Annotated in this window: 19 protein-coding genes and 1 tRNA gene; 4 read left to right on the forward strand and 16 right to left on the reverse strand. The window is 43.5% G+C overall.

Features of this window, described 5'->3' with window-relative positions; all coding sequences use genetic code 11:
• Positions 1–76 precede the first annotated feature (76 nt).
• The 3 genes from LRM46_RS00005 to LRM46_RS00015 are packed head-to-tail and all read right to left on the reverse strand — an operon-like array spanning position 77 to position 1,996.
• The gene (locus tag LRM46_RS00005) at positions 77–709 is read right to left on the reverse strand and encodes a DUF998 domain-containing protein (RefSeq protein ID WP_243813081.1); all 633 of its coding nucleotides are present in this window, start codon (positions 707–709) and stop codon (positions 77–79) included.
• A 5-nt stretch (positions 710–714) separates the two neighbouring features.
• The gene (gene pheS, locus LRM46_RS00010; protein WP_243813082.1) at positions 715–1,758 is read right to left on the reverse strand and encodes a phenylalanine--tRNA ligase subunit alpha; all 1,044 of its coding nucleotides are present in this window, start codon (positions 1,756–1,758) and stop codon (positions 715–717) included.
• 1 nt (position 1,759) lies between these two features.
• Positions 1,760–1,996, reverse strand: a complete 237-nt coding sequence (locus tag LRM46_RS00015; protein ID WP_129631287.1) for a hypothetical protein — start codon at positions 1,994–1,996, stop codon at positions 1,760–1,762.
• Positions 1,997–2,053: 57 nt separating this feature from the next.
• On the opposite strand from LRM46_RS00015, the gene LRM46_RS00020 reads away from it, so the two are divergent.
• Positions 2,054–2,989, forward strand: a complete 936-nt coding sequence (locus LRM46_RS00020; RefSeq protein ID WP_243813083.1) for an MIP/aquaporin family protein — start codon at positions 2,054–2,056, stop codon at positions 2,987–2,989.
• A 52-nt stretch (positions 2,990–3,041) separates the two neighbouring features.
• Here the strand turns inward: LRM46_RS00020 and LRM46_RS00025 are convergent, their stop codons facing one another.
• Genes LRM46_RS00025 through LRM46_RS00035 form a run of 3 tightly spaced genes read right to left on the reverse strand, consistent with a single transcriptional unit; the run spans position 3,042 to position 5,204 of the window.
• Positions 3,042–4,112: a DNA recombination protein RmuC gene (locus LRM46_RS00025; RefSeq protein ID WP_129635359.1), complete on the reverse strand. Its 1,071-nt coding sequence runs from the start codon at positions 4,110–4,112 to the stop codon at positions 3,042–3,044.
• Between the two features lie 18 nt (positions 4,113–4,130).
• The gene (locus LRM46_RS00030; RefSeq protein ID WP_243813084.1) at positions 4,131–4,625 is read right to left on the reverse strand and encodes a hypothetical protein; all 495 of its coding nucleotides are present in this window, start codon (positions 4,623–4,625) and stop codon (positions 4,131–4,133) included.
• 45 nt (positions 4,626–4,670) lie between these two features.
• Positions 4,671–5,204 (reverse strand): phosphatase PAP2 family protein, encoded by a 534-nt coding sequence (locus LRM46_RS00035; RefSeq protein ID WP_243813085.1) that lies wholly within the window; start codon positions 5,202–5,204, stop codon positions 4,671–4,673.
• A gap of 28 nt (positions 5,205–5,232) precedes the next feature.
• Here LRM46_RS00035 and LRM46_RS00040 point away from each other — a divergent pair.
• Positions 5,233–5,307, forward strand: a tRNA-Gln gene (locus LRM46_RS00040).
• A 21-nt stretch (positions 5,308–5,328) separates the two neighbouring features.
• Here the strand turns inward: LRM46_RS00040 and LRM46_RS00045 are convergent.
• Positions 5,329–5,748 carry a hypothetical protein gene (locus LRM46_RS00045; RefSeq protein WP_243813086.1) on the reverse strand — a complete coding sequence of 140 codons (420 nt, stop codon included), beginning with the start codon at positions 5,746–5,748 and terminating at the stop codon, positions 5,329–5,331.
• A 178-nt stretch (positions 5,749–5,926) separates the two neighbouring features.
• Positions 5,927–6,595: a tRNA (guanosine(37)-N1)-methyltransferase TrmD gene (trmD, locus tag LRM46_RS00050; protein ID WP_243813087.1), complete on the reverse strand. Its 669-nt coding sequence runs from the start codon at positions 6,593–6,595 to the stop codon at positions 5,927–5,929.
• A gap of 104 nt (positions 6,596–6,699) precedes the next feature.
• Between trmD and LRM46_RS00055 the strand changes: the two genes are divergently transcribed.
• A complete protein-coding gene (locus tag LRM46_RS00055; protein ID WP_243813088.1) occupies positions 6,700–7,332 on the forward strand; it encodes a hypothetical protein in 633 nt (210 codons plus the stop codon).
• A 212-nt stretch (positions 7,333–7,544) separates the two neighbouring features.
• Here LRM46_RS00055 and LRM46_RS00060 read toward each other — a convergent pair whose 3' ends face one another.
• The 5 genes from LRM46_RS00060 to LRM46_RS00080 form a co-directional block, all read right to left on the reverse strand.
• Entirely contained in the window at positions 7,545–7,934 is a 390-nt protein-coding gene (locus tag LRM46_RS00060; protein WP_243813089.1) for a KH domain-containing protein, read from the reverse strand.
• Between the two features lie 70 nt (positions 7,935–8,004).
• Positions 8,005–8,721 (reverse strand): ribonuclease III, encoded by a 717-nt coding sequence (gene rnc, locus LRM46_RS00065; RefSeq protein ID WP_146422716.1) that lies wholly within the window; start codon positions 8,719–8,721, stop codon positions 8,005–8,007.
• The gene (locus LRM46_RS00070) at positions 8,722–9,219 is read right to left on the reverse strand and encodes an NUDIX hydrolase (RefSeq protein WP_164999994.1); all 498 of its coding nucleotides are present in this window, start codon (positions 9,217–9,219) and stop codon (positions 8,722–8,724) included.
• Positions 9,200–9,658: a transcription antitermination factor NusB gene (gene nusB / locus LRM46_RS00075; protein WP_129631319.1), complete on the reverse strand. Its 459-nt coding sequence runs from the start codon at positions 9,656–9,658 to the stop codon at positions 9,200–9,202. Before nusB ends, LRM46_RS00070 begins: the two co-directional genes overlap by 20 nt.
• A 24-nt stretch (positions 9,659–9,682) precedes the next feature.
• Positions 9,683–9,829 carry a hypothetical protein gene (locus tag LRM46_RS00080; RefSeq protein WP_164999843.1) on the reverse strand — a complete coding sequence of 49 codons (147 nt, stop codon included), beginning with the start codon at positions 9,827–9,829 and terminating at the stop codon, positions 9,683–9,685.
• A gap of 135 nt (positions 9,830–9,964) precedes the next feature.
• Here LRM46_RS00080 and LRM46_RS00085 point away from each other — a divergent pair, with 135 nt between their 5' ends.
• Positions 9,965–10,480 (forward strand): hypothetical protein, encoded by a 516-nt coding sequence (locus tag LRM46_RS00085; RefSeq protein WP_243813090.1) that lies wholly within the window; start codon positions 9,965–9,967, stop codon positions 10,478–10,480.
• Here LRM46_RS00085 and leuS read toward each other — a convergent pair.
• The 3 genes from leuS to LRM46_RS00100 all read right to left on the reverse strand — a co-directional run bounded on the left by leuS (position 10,473) and on the right by LRM46_RS00100 (position 15,466).
• Positions 10,473–12,980: a leucine--tRNA ligase gene (leuS, locus tag LRM46_RS00090; RefSeq protein ID WP_243813091.1), complete on the reverse strand. Its 2,508-nt coding sequence runs from the start codon at positions 12,978–12,980 to the stop codon at positions 10,473–10,475. The genes LRM46_RS00085 and leuS overlap by 8 nt on opposite strands.
• Positions 12,981–13,045: 65 nt before the next feature.
• On the reverse strand, positions 13,046–14,134 hold the full coding sequence (locus LRM46_RS00095) for a hypothetical protein (protein ID WP_243813092.1): 1,089 nt from the start codon (positions 14,132–14,134) through the stop codon (positions 13,046–13,048).
• A gap of 42 nt (positions 14,135–14,176) precedes the next feature.
• Positions 14,177–15,466, reverse strand: coding sequence for a glutamate ligase domain-containing protein (locus tag LRM46_RS00100; RefSeq protein ID WP_243813093.1), 1,290 nt, complete (start codon positions 15,464–15,466; stop codon positions 14,177–14,179).
• Positions 15,467–15,485: the final 19 nt, after the last annotated feature.

The raw sequence follows: 15,485 nt of genomic DNA on the forward strand, positions 1-15,485 counted from the left end.
ATTTCATTTTTCCAGATACGATGTCGTCAAAAATTGTGCGATTCATAATTACTCCCTTTGAAGTAATTATAGCATTTTATGAAGTTTTCAAGTCGGACAATTTAAGCTCCATTCGACGACAAACCAGAACTAGCCACATCGTCGCAAAAATCCCCAATAAAACTTCTACTATCACAAACCAAAACTTGCCCATCGCGTAACCTTGTGCCGCTATAATTGCCGCAAAAATCGGAAAACTGAAAGATGAGATTCGCTCACGATGAGTTAAATAACTCAAACTCGATGGCAAAATAAACATCAAAAACACCATCAATATCACGATGCCGCGCGAGAAAACAAAATGCGCCGCATGCATTGTGTCGTTCGGACAAAGCGCCACTCCTATCATACAAATCGCAAACAATGAAAGTATCCAACCAGATATCCGAGCAGAGCGAATTTGACCAAGCTTAAGATAACCGCGATTCATAAAAAATCCAATCGTTGCCATAATCAAACCAGATAAAAATACTCCCGAGTTGAACGAAAATGCAGACAAACGGTTCGAAGTGGTTTCGCCCAATCTACTCAAACTCCAGTTCGTCCACCGAGTATCATCAGAAAGCAGCATCGCCGCAACCAAGCCCACAGCCAAAACGACACCATTAAGAATACAGAGCACCTGAAGGCGATTCTTACGCAAAAAATCCTTAGTCTGTCGAAGTTTCATATTGCTTAAAATTGTTCCAAAAAGTCCAACTTGCCACTTTCAAAATGACGGACATCTTCGATTCCATACTTCATCATAACCAAGCGGTCGATTCCGCAACCAAAAGCAAATCCTGTATATTCATTTGGGTCAATTTGCGCCGCCCGAAGAACATTCGGATGAATCATTCCACAACCCAATAGTTCAATCCAACCTTCACCAGAGCAGACTTTACAATCAGGATTTTTTCCTTCACAAAACGGACAACTTAACGCAAACTCGAAGCTAGGCTCGGTGAACGGAAAGTAAAATGGATTAACACGAACGTCAAGTTTCTTGCCATAATATTCCTGCAAAAATTCTTGCAACGTAGCAATCAAATTGCCAACATTAACTCGGCGTGAAACGTACACGCCTTCGACTTGATAAAACGTATGCTCGTGGCGCGCGTCCAAATCTTCGTTACGGAAAACGCGATCAGGAACGATAGCGGCAATAGCCTCGCCTTTTTCCAAATTGTCGCGATATTTCGTCAATACGCGATTTTGCATAGTCGACGTATGCGCCGGAGCAATCAAACGATCGCCATTAGAATCAGTTTCCTCGGTCATAAACGTATCGTAATCGTCGCGCGCTGGATGACCTTTTGGAAAATTCAGACTCTCGAACATATGGAATTGATCGTCAATCTCTCTGGACTCTTCCGTGACAAAGCCCATGCGATTAAAAATTTCAGAAATGCGCTCAATTTCAGTGCTCAGCGGATGAATCGTGCCCTGTTCGCTCGGCAAAAGTTCAGGCTTGGGCGAATTCACATCCATCGGCGCCGTAACGTCAATCGGTTTCAAGTCAACTTTTTCCAGCTCCTCCAGTCGCACAGCAATAGCCTGTTCAACAGCTTGCTTCAGCTCGTTAATTCGCTTACCGAACGGACCACGCTCAACTGGCGGCAACGACTTGATTTGATCATACAATTCCCTAAGTCGTCGATCGCGCAAAAACTCACGCGGAGATTTGGATTGCGAAACCGCCAAAACTATTTCTCTTCTCAATTCATCTAAGTCAACCATTTTATCGTCCTTGCATTAAAAACATTACAATCACCGCACCAGCCATAATAGCAATTAAAATCCACGCCCACGCCAAAGTCGTCGTCTGTTTCGTGCCTTCCAAATATCTTATGTCGTCGACGCCGTCCATAGTTGCCTTTTCTTGCAAACTCGAAGCCTTTGCCTTCTCTCTTAATTCCGCCGCAATTCGCTCTTGCAATTCACTGCGCTGATCCTGTTGATTTACAAATAATCCCATAACTACAGTATAGCAAATTATGTTATAATAGTCGTGATATTACTTTAAGGAGGGAATATGGCTACGAAGAAAACTTCAAAGAAAGCCCCAGTTAAAGCCGCAGAAAAGAAAACCGCTGCCGCTAAAACTGAAACCAAAACGACCGTAAAGCGCGTCGTTGCTGAATCTACCGCTAAAAGCAAGCGTGTCGAACTAGATTCTAAATTACCAAACAACTTAATTAACATCATTATTGCGGAAGTTATCGGTACGTTCATTTTGACACTTGCCGCATTATTCGCATCAGATATTTTGTCATCAATGTACGTCGGTTTTGCGTTGATGTTCATCGTTGCAATCATCGGCAACATTTCTGGCGCACACGTAAACCCAGCTGTCACATTTGGTCTATGGACAATGCGTAGGCTAAAGACTGTACTTGTTCCATTTTACTGGGGTGCACAATTCCTCGGTGCAATGGCAGCTATCGTGCTTGTTGGTTCATTAACAAACGGCGGATTTGCCCTAAGCTTCGACCAATTCACTGCGTTCTCTTGGAACATCTTCGCGATGGAATTAGTCGGTACCGCTGTATTTGTATTTGGTATTGCCGCAGTTTTGCAGCGCAAAGAAATCAAAGCAGCTGGTCAAGCTTTTGGAATTGGCTTGGCATTGATGATTGGTCTTGTCGTATCTGGCTCAATCTCTTCATACATTAAAAGTACTGCTATTGCAAAAATCCAAAAAGATCAAAGCACTACTCAAACTGAGAAAAACGGCCGCACTTACCCACGCGAGATCTACATCTCAGGCGCAACTTTGAACCCAGCAGTTTCTTTGGCTATTACAGAGAAAACCGACTCTCAACTACGTAGCAACGGAGTATTGCCAGCTGAAGGCGAAAAAAGCTATTCACGCTTTAGTCTGGAAGTAATTGCCGCTACCCTAATCGGCGCAACATTAGGTGGTAACTTATTTCTACTCGTCAATTACCGAAACAAAGACGAAGAATAGATTATAACTTCACAATAAAATATCCCGCTTAATCGGCGGGGTATTTTTTATGTCAATCTTCCTGAGTCGGCCGATCAATCAGCTCCGGCTGAGCTTGGTTATCTCCACCAGAAATTCGCACGACATCCTTATCGATCTTCCCCAACTCCTTGTACGTATTGTTGTAATGGCCAACGGTCGTGCTTAAACTCTTGCCCATTTTTGTCATCAGCTCGTCAAACTTTTTAATGTGAACACCCAATTGCCCAACTCGAACTTGAATATCTTTGGCCTGCTCTTCAATCTGCAAACTACGAAGCCCCTGAAGAACGGTTTGTAGGTACGCCAGAAAACTAGTCGGACTAACAATAATCACTCGCTTATCTCGAAACGCATATTCAATCAGATCGCGACTCGAACCGCCCTGACCAACATTGTTAATCAGAAGATCGTAATACAAAGATTCGCTAGGAATAAACATAAAGGCAAAGTCCATGGTGTTTTCGCGCGGACGAATATATTTACTAGTCTCGTCAATTCGCCCCTTAAGGTCGGCCTTCACTTTATTTAGCCACATTTCACGCTCGGATTTTGTCTCGGCATTAATCATCCGATTGTAATTCTCCAAAGAAAACTTACTGTCCACCGGCAATATCTGCCCCTTGTCCAGAAAAATAACCGCATCAACAATTTCACCGTCCTTGAAACGATATTGCATTTGATATTGCTTGGCTGGCAAAACGTTATCCAGCACGCTTTCCAGATAAAACTCACCAAAAACGCCACGCTGTTTTGGATTTTGCAACACGTTTTGCAAGGTTTTAAGATCAGTTGCCACATCAACCACACGCTTATTGGTCTCATCCAATTTTGCCAATCGCTGCGTCACATCAGCCACCAACTTCGCGCTTTCTGATAATTGTTTCTGCACGGAAGTCTGAACTTGCGCGTTACTTCGCTCCAACTTATCACTAACGGATTCATTCAGTTTCGCAATCGTCCGCCCCAATTCCACGACATCGGTTTTAATTAGCTCGACGGATGATTGATTTTTTAGCTCACTGATTTTTGATTGCAAGACAAATAAAGTCGCACCCAAACCAATAGTAATAACAATTAAGAGAATAATGATAATGATTTCCATACACTTAGTGTACAGTGATTATAGTGCCAAAACAACTCGTGCTAAGATTGCGAATAAAGTCATAAATAAAATTGCTGCGCCGTTGCCACGAATTCTATTCAACCAGATTAACGACAAATATACCAAAACTGTCGCCAAAACTACCCATAGTAATGACAAAATCCAAGATCCGCCAGCCCATAATGTAGCACCCCACAATGACACAGTTGCCGCGATTACTACCAACAGAGGTCGCTTAATACCAAATACCGCCAACACTGGAACTAACATAATTCCCGCCAAAACTAACGCAACGTAAGATGCGATGCTCGTGCTGTTTGCGCAAATAGAAATATGCTCAGCGTTCGCGCAAAATACGGGTGTAATCATAAATTTATCAAACGCAAGCGCCAGCAACCAGATAGTCACGCCGCTAGCAACTAAAATCGCCAAAATCCTCAAGAAAACTCGCCTTGAAAATGGATATGTGTAATCTGATATTTCTTCACGGAAAATAGCTGACAATAATTTCATACGTAAATTGTAACGTAAACTTGTCAATATTGCAAATGTATATGATTAAATATTATGCTTTTTCAGGAGACTCATCGGTTTATACCAAACAATCCCTACGCAGGCAATCAATAATCCGCCAACAACGTCAAGTGGCGTATGTACCAATGCAATAACCCGACCGACACATATTAAGATCGTCATAACCAGACAAACAACAGCCAGCCGCCAACTCTTCGCTCCGAAAAATACCGCCAAAGTAATTGCCATTGTAAATAGCGCGTGATCGGACGGAAAACCCGGATTATTAAGGAATGACGCGCCGGCAGATACACCCAGAATCTCGAACGGGCGCATCTGATCTGGTTGATAAATTGACCCGATAATTTTTGCCGCCACGTAAGCCGTCAAACCAGCCATCAAAACTTGGCTATAAACTTGATACTTCTCTTTATTTGGAACCAATTTTATCAGCGAGTACGCACCAATTAGCACGACTGGCACCACTAGCCCATCAGCAATTAGCTTCACGATCCATTGCAAATCCATATTACCAGTATATCGCGTCAACGCTGGCCAGTAAACGCTTGCGGAAATCATTTTTCTATAGTACAATTATGTTTGCCGTTGGGATGTCGCCAAGTGGTAAGGCAGCGGGTTCTGGTCCCGCCATTCGGGGGTTCGAATCCCTCCATCCCAGCCAAGTTTGAAATTTAGCAGCCAATTATTTGGCTGTTTTTTTCATCGATAAATTTGCGCAAATCAGCAAAGCCCACATCACGAATACCAGAAAAATCACAGCCGCACTATTCACGTTCTTTATCGTTGCACCAAATATCACCGACACATACCCATTCACAAACGCCAAAAAACTAATTACCGTCATAATCCCCAAATTCAAAAAGCCAGCCATTCTACTCGTCAGAGTAATTCTTTTTGACATATCCATATCAATTAAAAACGGCAACGATGTTAGCTCAACAACCACCAATATTATCGCAATCGGAAGACTTAAATATGGCGTAATCCCCGCAGAAGTAATGACCGCAGAAAACTTCTCAAACGTAAATAATTGACATAATAATGGCACCATTATCAATAGTCCTGTAATCAATTTAACAATTTTATTCACTTTTCTAGACATGATTTCAGTATAGCTTGCGCGTCAAAAAAGCTCAAGCTTGTTGTATTTTTTACGAAAGCACTTGCACTTTTTATAAAAACGTCATAAAGTTAAATCAGCGAACGTTACAAAAATAAACACCACAAAATCGTATCTTTCGCTCTACGACAAATCCACCACAACTTAAAATACCCCGTCTCTATGGGGTATTTTTATTGGTCAATATCCGCGATTGTTCAGCGCGCCACTCGGCAATTTTTCCGTGGTGTCCGCTCAATAAAACATCCGGCACACGTAAACCCTTAAACTCCTCAGGCCGTGTATACTGTGGAAATTCCAACGTTTCTCCATCTGAAAAACTTTCAATTTCCGCAGATTTTTCGCCGCCCAAAACTCCAGGAATCAACCTAACAATAGAATCAATCATCATCATTGCCGCCAACTCGCCGCCAGTCAGCACAAAATCGCCAATACTCCATTGCTCGTCAACCAACTCCAATATTCGCTCATCTACGCCCTCATATCGCCCGCAAATAAATATCACACCCTTATCATTATCGGCTTCTTTCTGAGCTTTAGCCTGCTTCCAGCGTTGCCCTCGCGGACTCATCAGTACCACTTTCGCTGTTTCATCCTGAGATTTCGCAAATTCTACTGCTTTCCATAACGGCTCAATCATAAGAAGCATCCCGTCGCCGCCGCCATAAGGAGTATCATCAACTTGACGACGAGGACCCAAACCAAACTCCCGCAAATTCACTGTCGTAAGCTCCACTATACCGTCTTTCTGAGCCTTCCACATCATGGAACTATTAAAAACTCCCGTTGTCATTTCTGGGAAAAGCGTAATTACTTGAAACTTTCTCATCTGTTACAGTGTACCAAGTGTTGACTTTTTTGTCCAGGTATGATATATATATCAGCTTTTGTTCAACCGAACAGAAGTAGCCCTTACATAGAAAGGACAGAGATATGTCCGGAGAACTCTCGCTCGAAGGTGCCGAGTACGCAATCAATACTGCAGGGCTCAGCCCTAGGTCGCATGCGTATGTCGACCCATGTGGTGATATCATCATCAAGATCCAAGTCCCCTTGACTCTTGATGATGGAACGCAGGTTCCTTATGGAGCTGGCAGTGATATCCGGCGAAACCTGTCTCATCTCATCAATGAGATCTCGTGGAAGGGAAGTTCCACCGAAGACTGGCGGCTGAACTTCTTCGGAGACAGACTCACTGTCACAGTCGGTGCTGACGTCGTCCTTCCCGAAAAGCACAACATCAACAGCGACGAGCATTATCCCCTGATTCATCAGGGGAATGATAACGGACGCGCGGAGCGTATCCACGCCGCATGCGTCTCCGGGCTTGGCTTCGACTTCTGTTCGATGGCTGCATTGTTCTCCTATACGAACAGTGCAGCCATCGCCGAGCTCCTTAGGCGGGGTCCGGGACATGAAATCATTCATGTCAACGACCAGGAGACCTACGCAGATCTCCTTCCGCATCTGAGCAAGGCATTCCCCTGGAAGACCAGGTATCACCTCCCCTTCCCTTTGAGGAATGTTGACGGTTGGGTCGCGCGCCCCATCCCACAAGAGGGCTAACGCCCGCCGAGAAAATAGCTCGTTGAGACATTAAGCCTCAGCTTGAGCGCGTTTTCGGCGGGCTATTTTCATGTCTTTTTACAGAAATTATTCCCCACCAAAAAACCGTCCCAGTAAGGACGGTTTTTTAGCACAAATAAGGCTCTCAATGGTTACCCATTGTCTCGCATAGAGCTGTTCTCGCATAATGTCTGTGCTTGAACTGGTTTTAATTATATATCAAGATCGTCGAGTTCTGCAAGTTCTTTTCTGGTGTTTTCTGCGTAAGATGATTCATTTTCCACAGTTTCATCTGTTGAGTTATCCACAGAAGCATTACCATTATAATCATTTTCCTCGCGTGCGCCAGAAAAACCATCATTGTTAACAATCTTCAAGTTATATCGAGCGTCATTCTTTGCGCCCAAAGCTCGTAGAAGCGTGCGCAAGCTCTGTGCCGTACTGCCGCGCTTACCAATAACTCGACCCAAATCTGCTGGATTAACTGTCAATGTTAGTAAAACGCCCTTTTCATCAATCGTTCGGTCTACTACGACGTCTTCTGGATGTCCAACCAACGCCTTTACAGTATATTCTACAAACTGCTGATCTATTGTTGACATTCTGCCCCTCCTCCTGGAATTAAACTGTATTTTCATTATACACGAGCAGTTTACGCCGTGCAAACTTTAACTATTTCTCGCCAGATTCTTTATATTTAGCAATTGCAGCACGAGCAGCTTGCTGTTGAGCAACTTGCTTAGATGGACCAATGCCTCGCCCCATCATATTATCGCCAACAAAAACCCCAAGAGTAAAGACTTTATCGTGATCTGGACCTTCTTCGCTCAGGACTTTATATACCGGCGTTTGATTGTCAACTCGCTGAGAAATCTCCTGCAAATATGACTTCGGATCACGCCAACTGCCCGACTCCAAAATTCCATCCAACTTAACAATTATATGCTTATGAATAAAATCGCGAGCATCATCAAAACCACGCTCCAAATAAATCGCGCCGATTACCGCCTCAAATGCATTGGCTAAAATCTGTAAATGTGCTCGCTCTGAGCCGTTCTTCTCACCCTTTGACATACGAATCAGCGGACCATAACCCAACTTGTCACCAGCATCGCCAATACTTTCCGTTCGCACCAAAGCTGCCCGCCAAGCAGTCAAAATTCCCTCTGGCTCAGAAAAATGCGTAAACAAATATTCCGTTACCGCCAATTCCAAAACCGCATCACCTAAGAATTCCAAGCGCTCATTGTGGTGATGAACGGATTTTCGATGCTCATTCACATAGCTACGGTGAGTCAAAGCTGTAATCAGCAAATCCAAATTCGTAAATTCAAAACCTAATTTTTCGCGCGCAAAATCTTGATATGGCGCGGTATTCATTCCGTTCATTTATAAGTTCTCCTGTCTAATTCGTTTCATTGCCAAAAGAATCAGCTTGCCAATATCTTCATATTCAACTTCATCCAGCGCCTCATGAAAACTAAACCATTTAAGGCCATTCATCCACTCTTCCTTTTGGAGTTTCTCGTTAGGATCCAGCGCCTTAACTAGATAAACTTGCGTTGTCATCAATACCAATTTATCGATTCGACGATAACGAAAATTCACCTTGCCCAGCCAGCCATGCAGCTCAATTTTCTTCAGTCCAGTTTCCTCGCCGATTTCTCTACGAGCCGTCACTTGAGCTGTTTCACCTGGCTCAATGTGTCCTTTCGGAATTGTCCAGCGGTCGCGAGCGTCTTGATATAGCAAAAATTCCGCCTCGCCCTTTTTATTGCGACGAAAAATCACGCCACCAGCAGTTGGCTCGCGTACAATTTCCTGAATCAATGGTTTCTTGCTGCCGCCAAAATATTTTTTTATCTTATCAAAGTTGCTTGTTCTCACTGTCGGACTCCTCCACGAGAGTACGGAGTGCCGTGCCAAGCACGCCATTCACAAACTTACCCGAGTTATCCGAACCGAACGCTTTCGCTAACTCTACCGCTTCATTAATCACCACTTTCGGCGGAACGGTATCTGCACAATATAGCAATTCATATAAACCAATTCTAAGTACCGCCCGATCAATTCGCGGCAACTGACTAATAGGCCATTCTGGCGCCAATGGCTGCAATTTCTCGTCCAATTGACTCTGCGTCGAAAGTACGCCGCTGATCAAATTATCGATAAATTCAATATCGTCAACCGATGATTTATATTCAGCCAAATTACGCTTTAAAATAGTCTTATAGTCAACATCGCTATCACCAACCTCTTTGCGAAATTCATGTTCATAAAGTGTTTGCAGTGCGACAATTCGTCCCAAATGACGGTTTGATGCCATTATTAAGCGTCCTGTTCGTAATTATTATTTTGTTGTTTTACCGGTTTCACGCTTGGTTGTCTTCACCTTAACTGGTGAAGTTGCGTTAACGCGACGTGCCAATTTTAATACCAAGTGGCTGCGACGAAGACCAGTTTTACGCGGGCTACTCTGTTTCTTAGGTTGTGCCATAATTTATTCTCCTCTTTTAGGTTGTCATAAAACTTACGTACCATTATACCTTTTTTATTGAACAATCTCAAGAGCTTGCCTGCAAATTAGATAATAATATTGACTTTTTATGTCGTTTATGGTAACATATGGAACATGAGTAAAGAACTATCACCAAATAGAGTAGAATCTAAAAATAAAACAACGGCAGCAGAATTTCCTAAAAAGCTAGGAGGGGTAGCTCTAGCCCTCTCTTTAATAGCTGGAGGCGCTTTCGTATATGCAGCGAGACAAGCCAATATGCCCGAGCAAAAACCTAGCACACAAGAAGAGATCGCTCGGTTTGTAGATGACTACAGAGAAGGAACGGCAGACTTGCCTGATGATGCAGTAGTGGAGACGTTCACTATAGAAGAAGGCGGAAATATAGTTAACGAAACCACCAAACTAGCCAAGGAGAACAACTTTAGCCAAGACGAAATGAATCATCTAGGCGAAGGTGTTCTAACAAGTGCACAAGCAGTATACGGCTTCAATAAAGAACAAGGAGAAGAGCCTTCATCGTCAGCGAAAGTGCGGGCGGGCGATCAAGTCATGGCTGCCATTGTAGACGCAAATGGAGACGGCATGCGAGACGTAACAGTACTCGATATAAAACGCTCGCCTAACTAACAATATTCACCAGCTTGCCTGGAACATAAACCATCTTTTTAGGTGGTTTATTGCTTGTGAACTTCTGGACATTTTCGTCAGCCAGAGCCGCTTCTTCAACACTCTGCTTGTCCATATCACTCGACAGTTCAAGTTTCGCACGAAGCTTGCCGTTCACTTGAACTATAATAGTCACCGTATCGCTCTTTAGATATTCTTCGTCCCACTTCGGCCAGTGACCAACGTGAACCGTATCATCATGACCCATTTCACGCCACAATTCCTCTGTGATATGCGGAGCAAAAGGCGCCAAAATCTGGATCAAACTTTCTAACGCAAATCGCCACTCGTCCGACATGTCAATTCCATGCGACTCTTTTATCTTATACAGGCCATTGACCATTTCCATCATCGAAGCCACGGCTGTATTAAACTTCTCATCTTCAATGTCGCGAGTAACCTTTTTAATCGTCGAGTGAGTTAATCGCAATAGTTCTTGAGTTGTTTTTTCATCCATCTCGGGAGAACTACTTGGACTATTATTCTTATCAACGAGCTCCTGAACCAGATTCCATGCTCGGTTTAAGAATCGATAAGTTCCCGGAACGCCACGAGGATCCCATGGCGCATCCATATCATAAGGCGCGATGAACATTTCGTAAACTCGCAGCGCATCAGCGCCATATCCACTATCCATAATTTCCATTGGATCAATGACATTGCCCTTAGACTTGGACATTTTCTGACCGTCTGGGGCCATAATATATGCATTGTACATCATTCGCTTGAAAGGTTCGGGAGTTGGAACGAGACCGAGCTTATAGAAAAATCGCATCCAAAAACGACTGTATAACAAGTGAGCCACGGCGTGGTCGGCACCGTTGTAATAATCAACCGGCATCCAATGGTTAATTCTCTCAGGATTCCATGCTTCATTATCATTGTGCGGGTCGAGATATCGCAAGAAATACCAGCTAGAGCAAGCATAGCCATCCAAAGTGTCAGTCTCGCGCCGACCTTCTACCCAATTGTCGCCATCAGGCTTATTTTCTGTAATCGGCACAGTTTTTCCAGTTTCAACATCCACCCATACTCGCACCCAATCATCAACCTGGGCCAAAACGGAAGTATTACCGCCCGTTGGCTTAAAGTTCTCCACCTCTGGCAAAATCACTGGCAAGCATTCATCAGCCACGGCAATTGGCGCACGACCGTCAACATGAACAATTGGAATCGGAGCGCCCCAATAGCGCTGACGAGAAATTAACCAATCGCGCATTTTATACGTGGTTTTGCTTCGCCCAGAATTCTGCTGCTCCAGCCACGCAACAATTTGCTCGCGAGCATCCTCGCTCCTGGTACCGTTGAATTGTCCGGAATTTATCAACTCACCTTCACCAGAATAACAACCAGCATCGGCTGAATGCTCAGGCTTATCAATCACCTGGATAATCGGCAAGTCAAATTTTTCAGCAAACGCAAAATCGCGCTCGTCGTGCGCTGGCACCGCCATGACTGCGCCGGTTCCATAGCCACCCAAAACATAATCCGCCACCCAAATCGGCAATTTTTGACCATTGACCGGGTTTATGACATAGCTACCAGTAAATACACCTGTTTTCTCTTTATTCTCTTGGCGCTCAACATCAGATTTTTGTTGCGAAGCTTGGATATACGCTTCAACCTTTTCGCGCGTATCAGAATTGACCAACTGAGTAATCAGAGGATGCTCCGGCGCCAAAGCTACATACGTCGCGCCAAATAACGTGTCAGGACGAGTTGTGAAAACTGTAATCTTGGAATCTTGACCACTAACCACAAACTCAACTTCCGCGCCAACTGATCGACCAATCCAATTCTTCTGCATGGTTTTAACCATTTCCGTCCAATCAAGCACATCGGTTGCCTCTAAAATTTCATCTGCATACGCCGTAATTCGGAAAAACCACTGCTTAAGGTTGCGCTTAGTTACAGGATTACCGCAGCGCCAACATTTGCCACCTTCAACCTGTTCGTTAGCAAGCACCGTGTTATCAGTTTCACACCACCATTGTGGCTGCTCTTTTTGATATGCCAAATCGTGCTTATATAATTGCGTAAAAATCCACTGAGTCCATTTGTAATATTCTGGATCAGCTGTAGAAATTTCTTTTGTCCAATCATAACTAAACCCAAGTCGCTTCAATTGCTCCTTAAAATGAACTTTCGCCTCATCATGCGCTACACGCGGCGTTTTTCCGACTTTAATAGCGTAATTTTCAACCGGTAAACCAAAGCTGTCCCAGCCGATTGGATGATAGACATTATAGCCCTGCTGACGCTTGAATCGTGCCTTGATGTCGGCAAATTGAAAAGTACGACCGTGGCCAATGTGAATTCCCGCCCCCGTAATCCCCGGAAGCATGCTCAAACTGTAATATTTCGGTCGGGTCGTGTCATTAAAATCAACCGCGTAAGTGCCGTCAGCCTCCCATTTGTTTTGCCATTTTTGTTCAATTTCTGTCGGATTATAGCGTCTCATATCTGTAATTATAGCAAATAATCCCGCTCATTACGAACGGGATTATTATTAAGCAATTAAGCTATTTACCTAGTCGAGGTTGATGACAATCCGCTCGAATACCCTTCCATAAAACCTTCTACAAACTCCTTCAAGCTCTCAGCACTCGAAGGAACCTTGATTTCTTCAGACTTGTTCATATTAATGTCAAATGAAATTTCTACAGAAGCCTTCTTATCATTACCCTTAAGCTCTACAGCCTTCAGCTCATGAGATGACCTATCAACCCACACTTTCAATGAAGATTCGTCAATAGATGATGATTCATCATTGCTATCGTAGCCATTCGATTTTCCACACTTACTGAGCGCCTTGCCGACTGATGAATTCTTAAACTCTTCCTCAAATTTTGACGAATTAGATTTATTATTACCTTGCAATTCAAAACCACGTCCGCCGTTACGATCACTAATCTTTGAATCTTTTATAGTAAATAAACTATTCTTTTGATAAATCTGAGCCAATTCCTTACGTGCACTTTCGTCACTTTGGATTTTCTTCAGAGCGTTAATTCCACACTTGTATTCGCTACCGATTTCATCTGGAGAAATCTTCATCCATGTATTACCCATTTTATCTATCTCAGAGCTCATCTTCCTCAAAGTCTGATCACGGTAAGTTTCTATTTGAGCCCTTGACATCTTACCGCCAGACGAAGATTCCATAACCACTTCAAGCAAAGTGCCATACAAATCCTTAAAGTTATTTATCTTCACATATATCGTTCCGTCACTATCAAGAATCACATCACCTTTAAGAGAGATGTTTTTCTCAACTCCCTTAATATCAAGCTTAGCATCAATATTCGCCTTTGACTTTCCCGAATCAGTAGCAGTCTTTACGTTTAGCTCTATTTTTCCTTGGTCGCGCATATCAACAACTACCTTGCCGTTGGCAGTCATCTTCTTTGACATAACGGCATTAGACATAGCGTCCGTAACCATTTTTTCTGGATTCTGCCACCACAAGAAATAGACTAGCGCAGCAGAAACAATAGAAATGAGAACTATAACCCCCAACACTACACCAATTATCAATCCCGTTTTCTTCTTTTTTGGTTGCATCGGCACGCCGTTATATTGCGGCTGCGGTGCAGGTTGATTACCTTGATACATCATTCCCCCTTGTTTTGTATAACTTGAATTCAATATATCACATTAATCTTTAAATTGTGAGAAAAATTGATTTTTCCTAGCAATCCACTTCGGCGTTTGCCTGACCAAGTATTTATCATCCTCAGTACTATGAAGGTTAATTTTTATAGATTCCTCTAGCCATACGCCGCCGCTTGAACCCTTAAACAGAGCAACGCCTTCAGATTTCAATTTGTCGCGCACGAAAGACCCAGCCTCGATGGCATTCTTACATTCCTTCACCTGGCAACCTTTTTGACGAGCGGCCGGCGCCAAATATTGATTAGCTTTCTCACCAACCGTCACAACCCAATCCAACAAATCCGGGCTACAATGAGAACCAAGTTCAGCGTGAGCTTGCTCGAAAATCCCCTTTAAGCCATTCATATTGCCAAGTACAGCAATTCGCTGCGGAGTCTCAATTCGATACAAAGACTGTAAAGCCGCCAAGGCAGTCAACGGCGTCGAACTATAGCTATCATCAATCAGCCAAGTATTGTCCGCACCCTTCAGCAAATTCATCCTGCCAGGAAGTGGACGCAAATTTTCTATACCCTTTTTTATATTCTCCTCAGTTTCACCAAACACATACCCAATAGCTGCCGCCACGATCGCTGGACGAATATTATGCTCGCCGATTAGCTTAACATTGACTTCTAATCCATTAGGGTTTTCTGGCGACATAATAAAGCCGTGATGTCCGTCTTTCAGGGAAAAATTACGATCGTCAAAATTATACTCCGCTACTGGATCACTTCCGTAAGTAGTGATATTAGGATTTGTCAAAAAGCTAGCAAAACGCCCGTCGATGTCATCACGATTTATCATCGCCATTCGCGAGAAATTCGCCAGCGAAATCATCTCATTCGCCACTTCCTCCAAGGAATATTCAACCTGCATTCTACCATTCGTCACGGAAGTTACAACCGTAATATCCGGCACAACATAAGCCTTAAACCAATCATTATAGCCAAGTTCCTTTGGATTAAACTCCTGAACAATCACCTGAACTTCCGGTTTTTCAGCCTTGATTCTCTTCTTTACGGCGCGCATCACTTTCCACCATTTGAACAAGCCTTTTTCAGGCATTTTCACGCCCATCATCTGAAGGAAAACGTCAGCTTTCGTCTTCGGCTCTTCATTGCGAAGTTGAATATCAAATTGTTGCGCCAAAACCGTACCGATAGCTATTTTTGCACTAGCCTTTCCAGCGCTACCAGTTATCGCCACAAGCTTCACATCTGGATGAACAGCAAAAAATTCTCGCACTAATTTTGCTAGTTTTTCTTCCCTCTTTTTTGAAACAGTAACCATAACTATATCATACCATAAG

It is taken from the genome of Candidatus Nanosynbacter sp. HMT-352, assembly GCF_022819345.1.
Classification (GTDB): Bacteria; Patescibacteriota; Saccharimonadia; order Saccharimonadales; family Saccharimonadaceae; genus Nanosynbacter.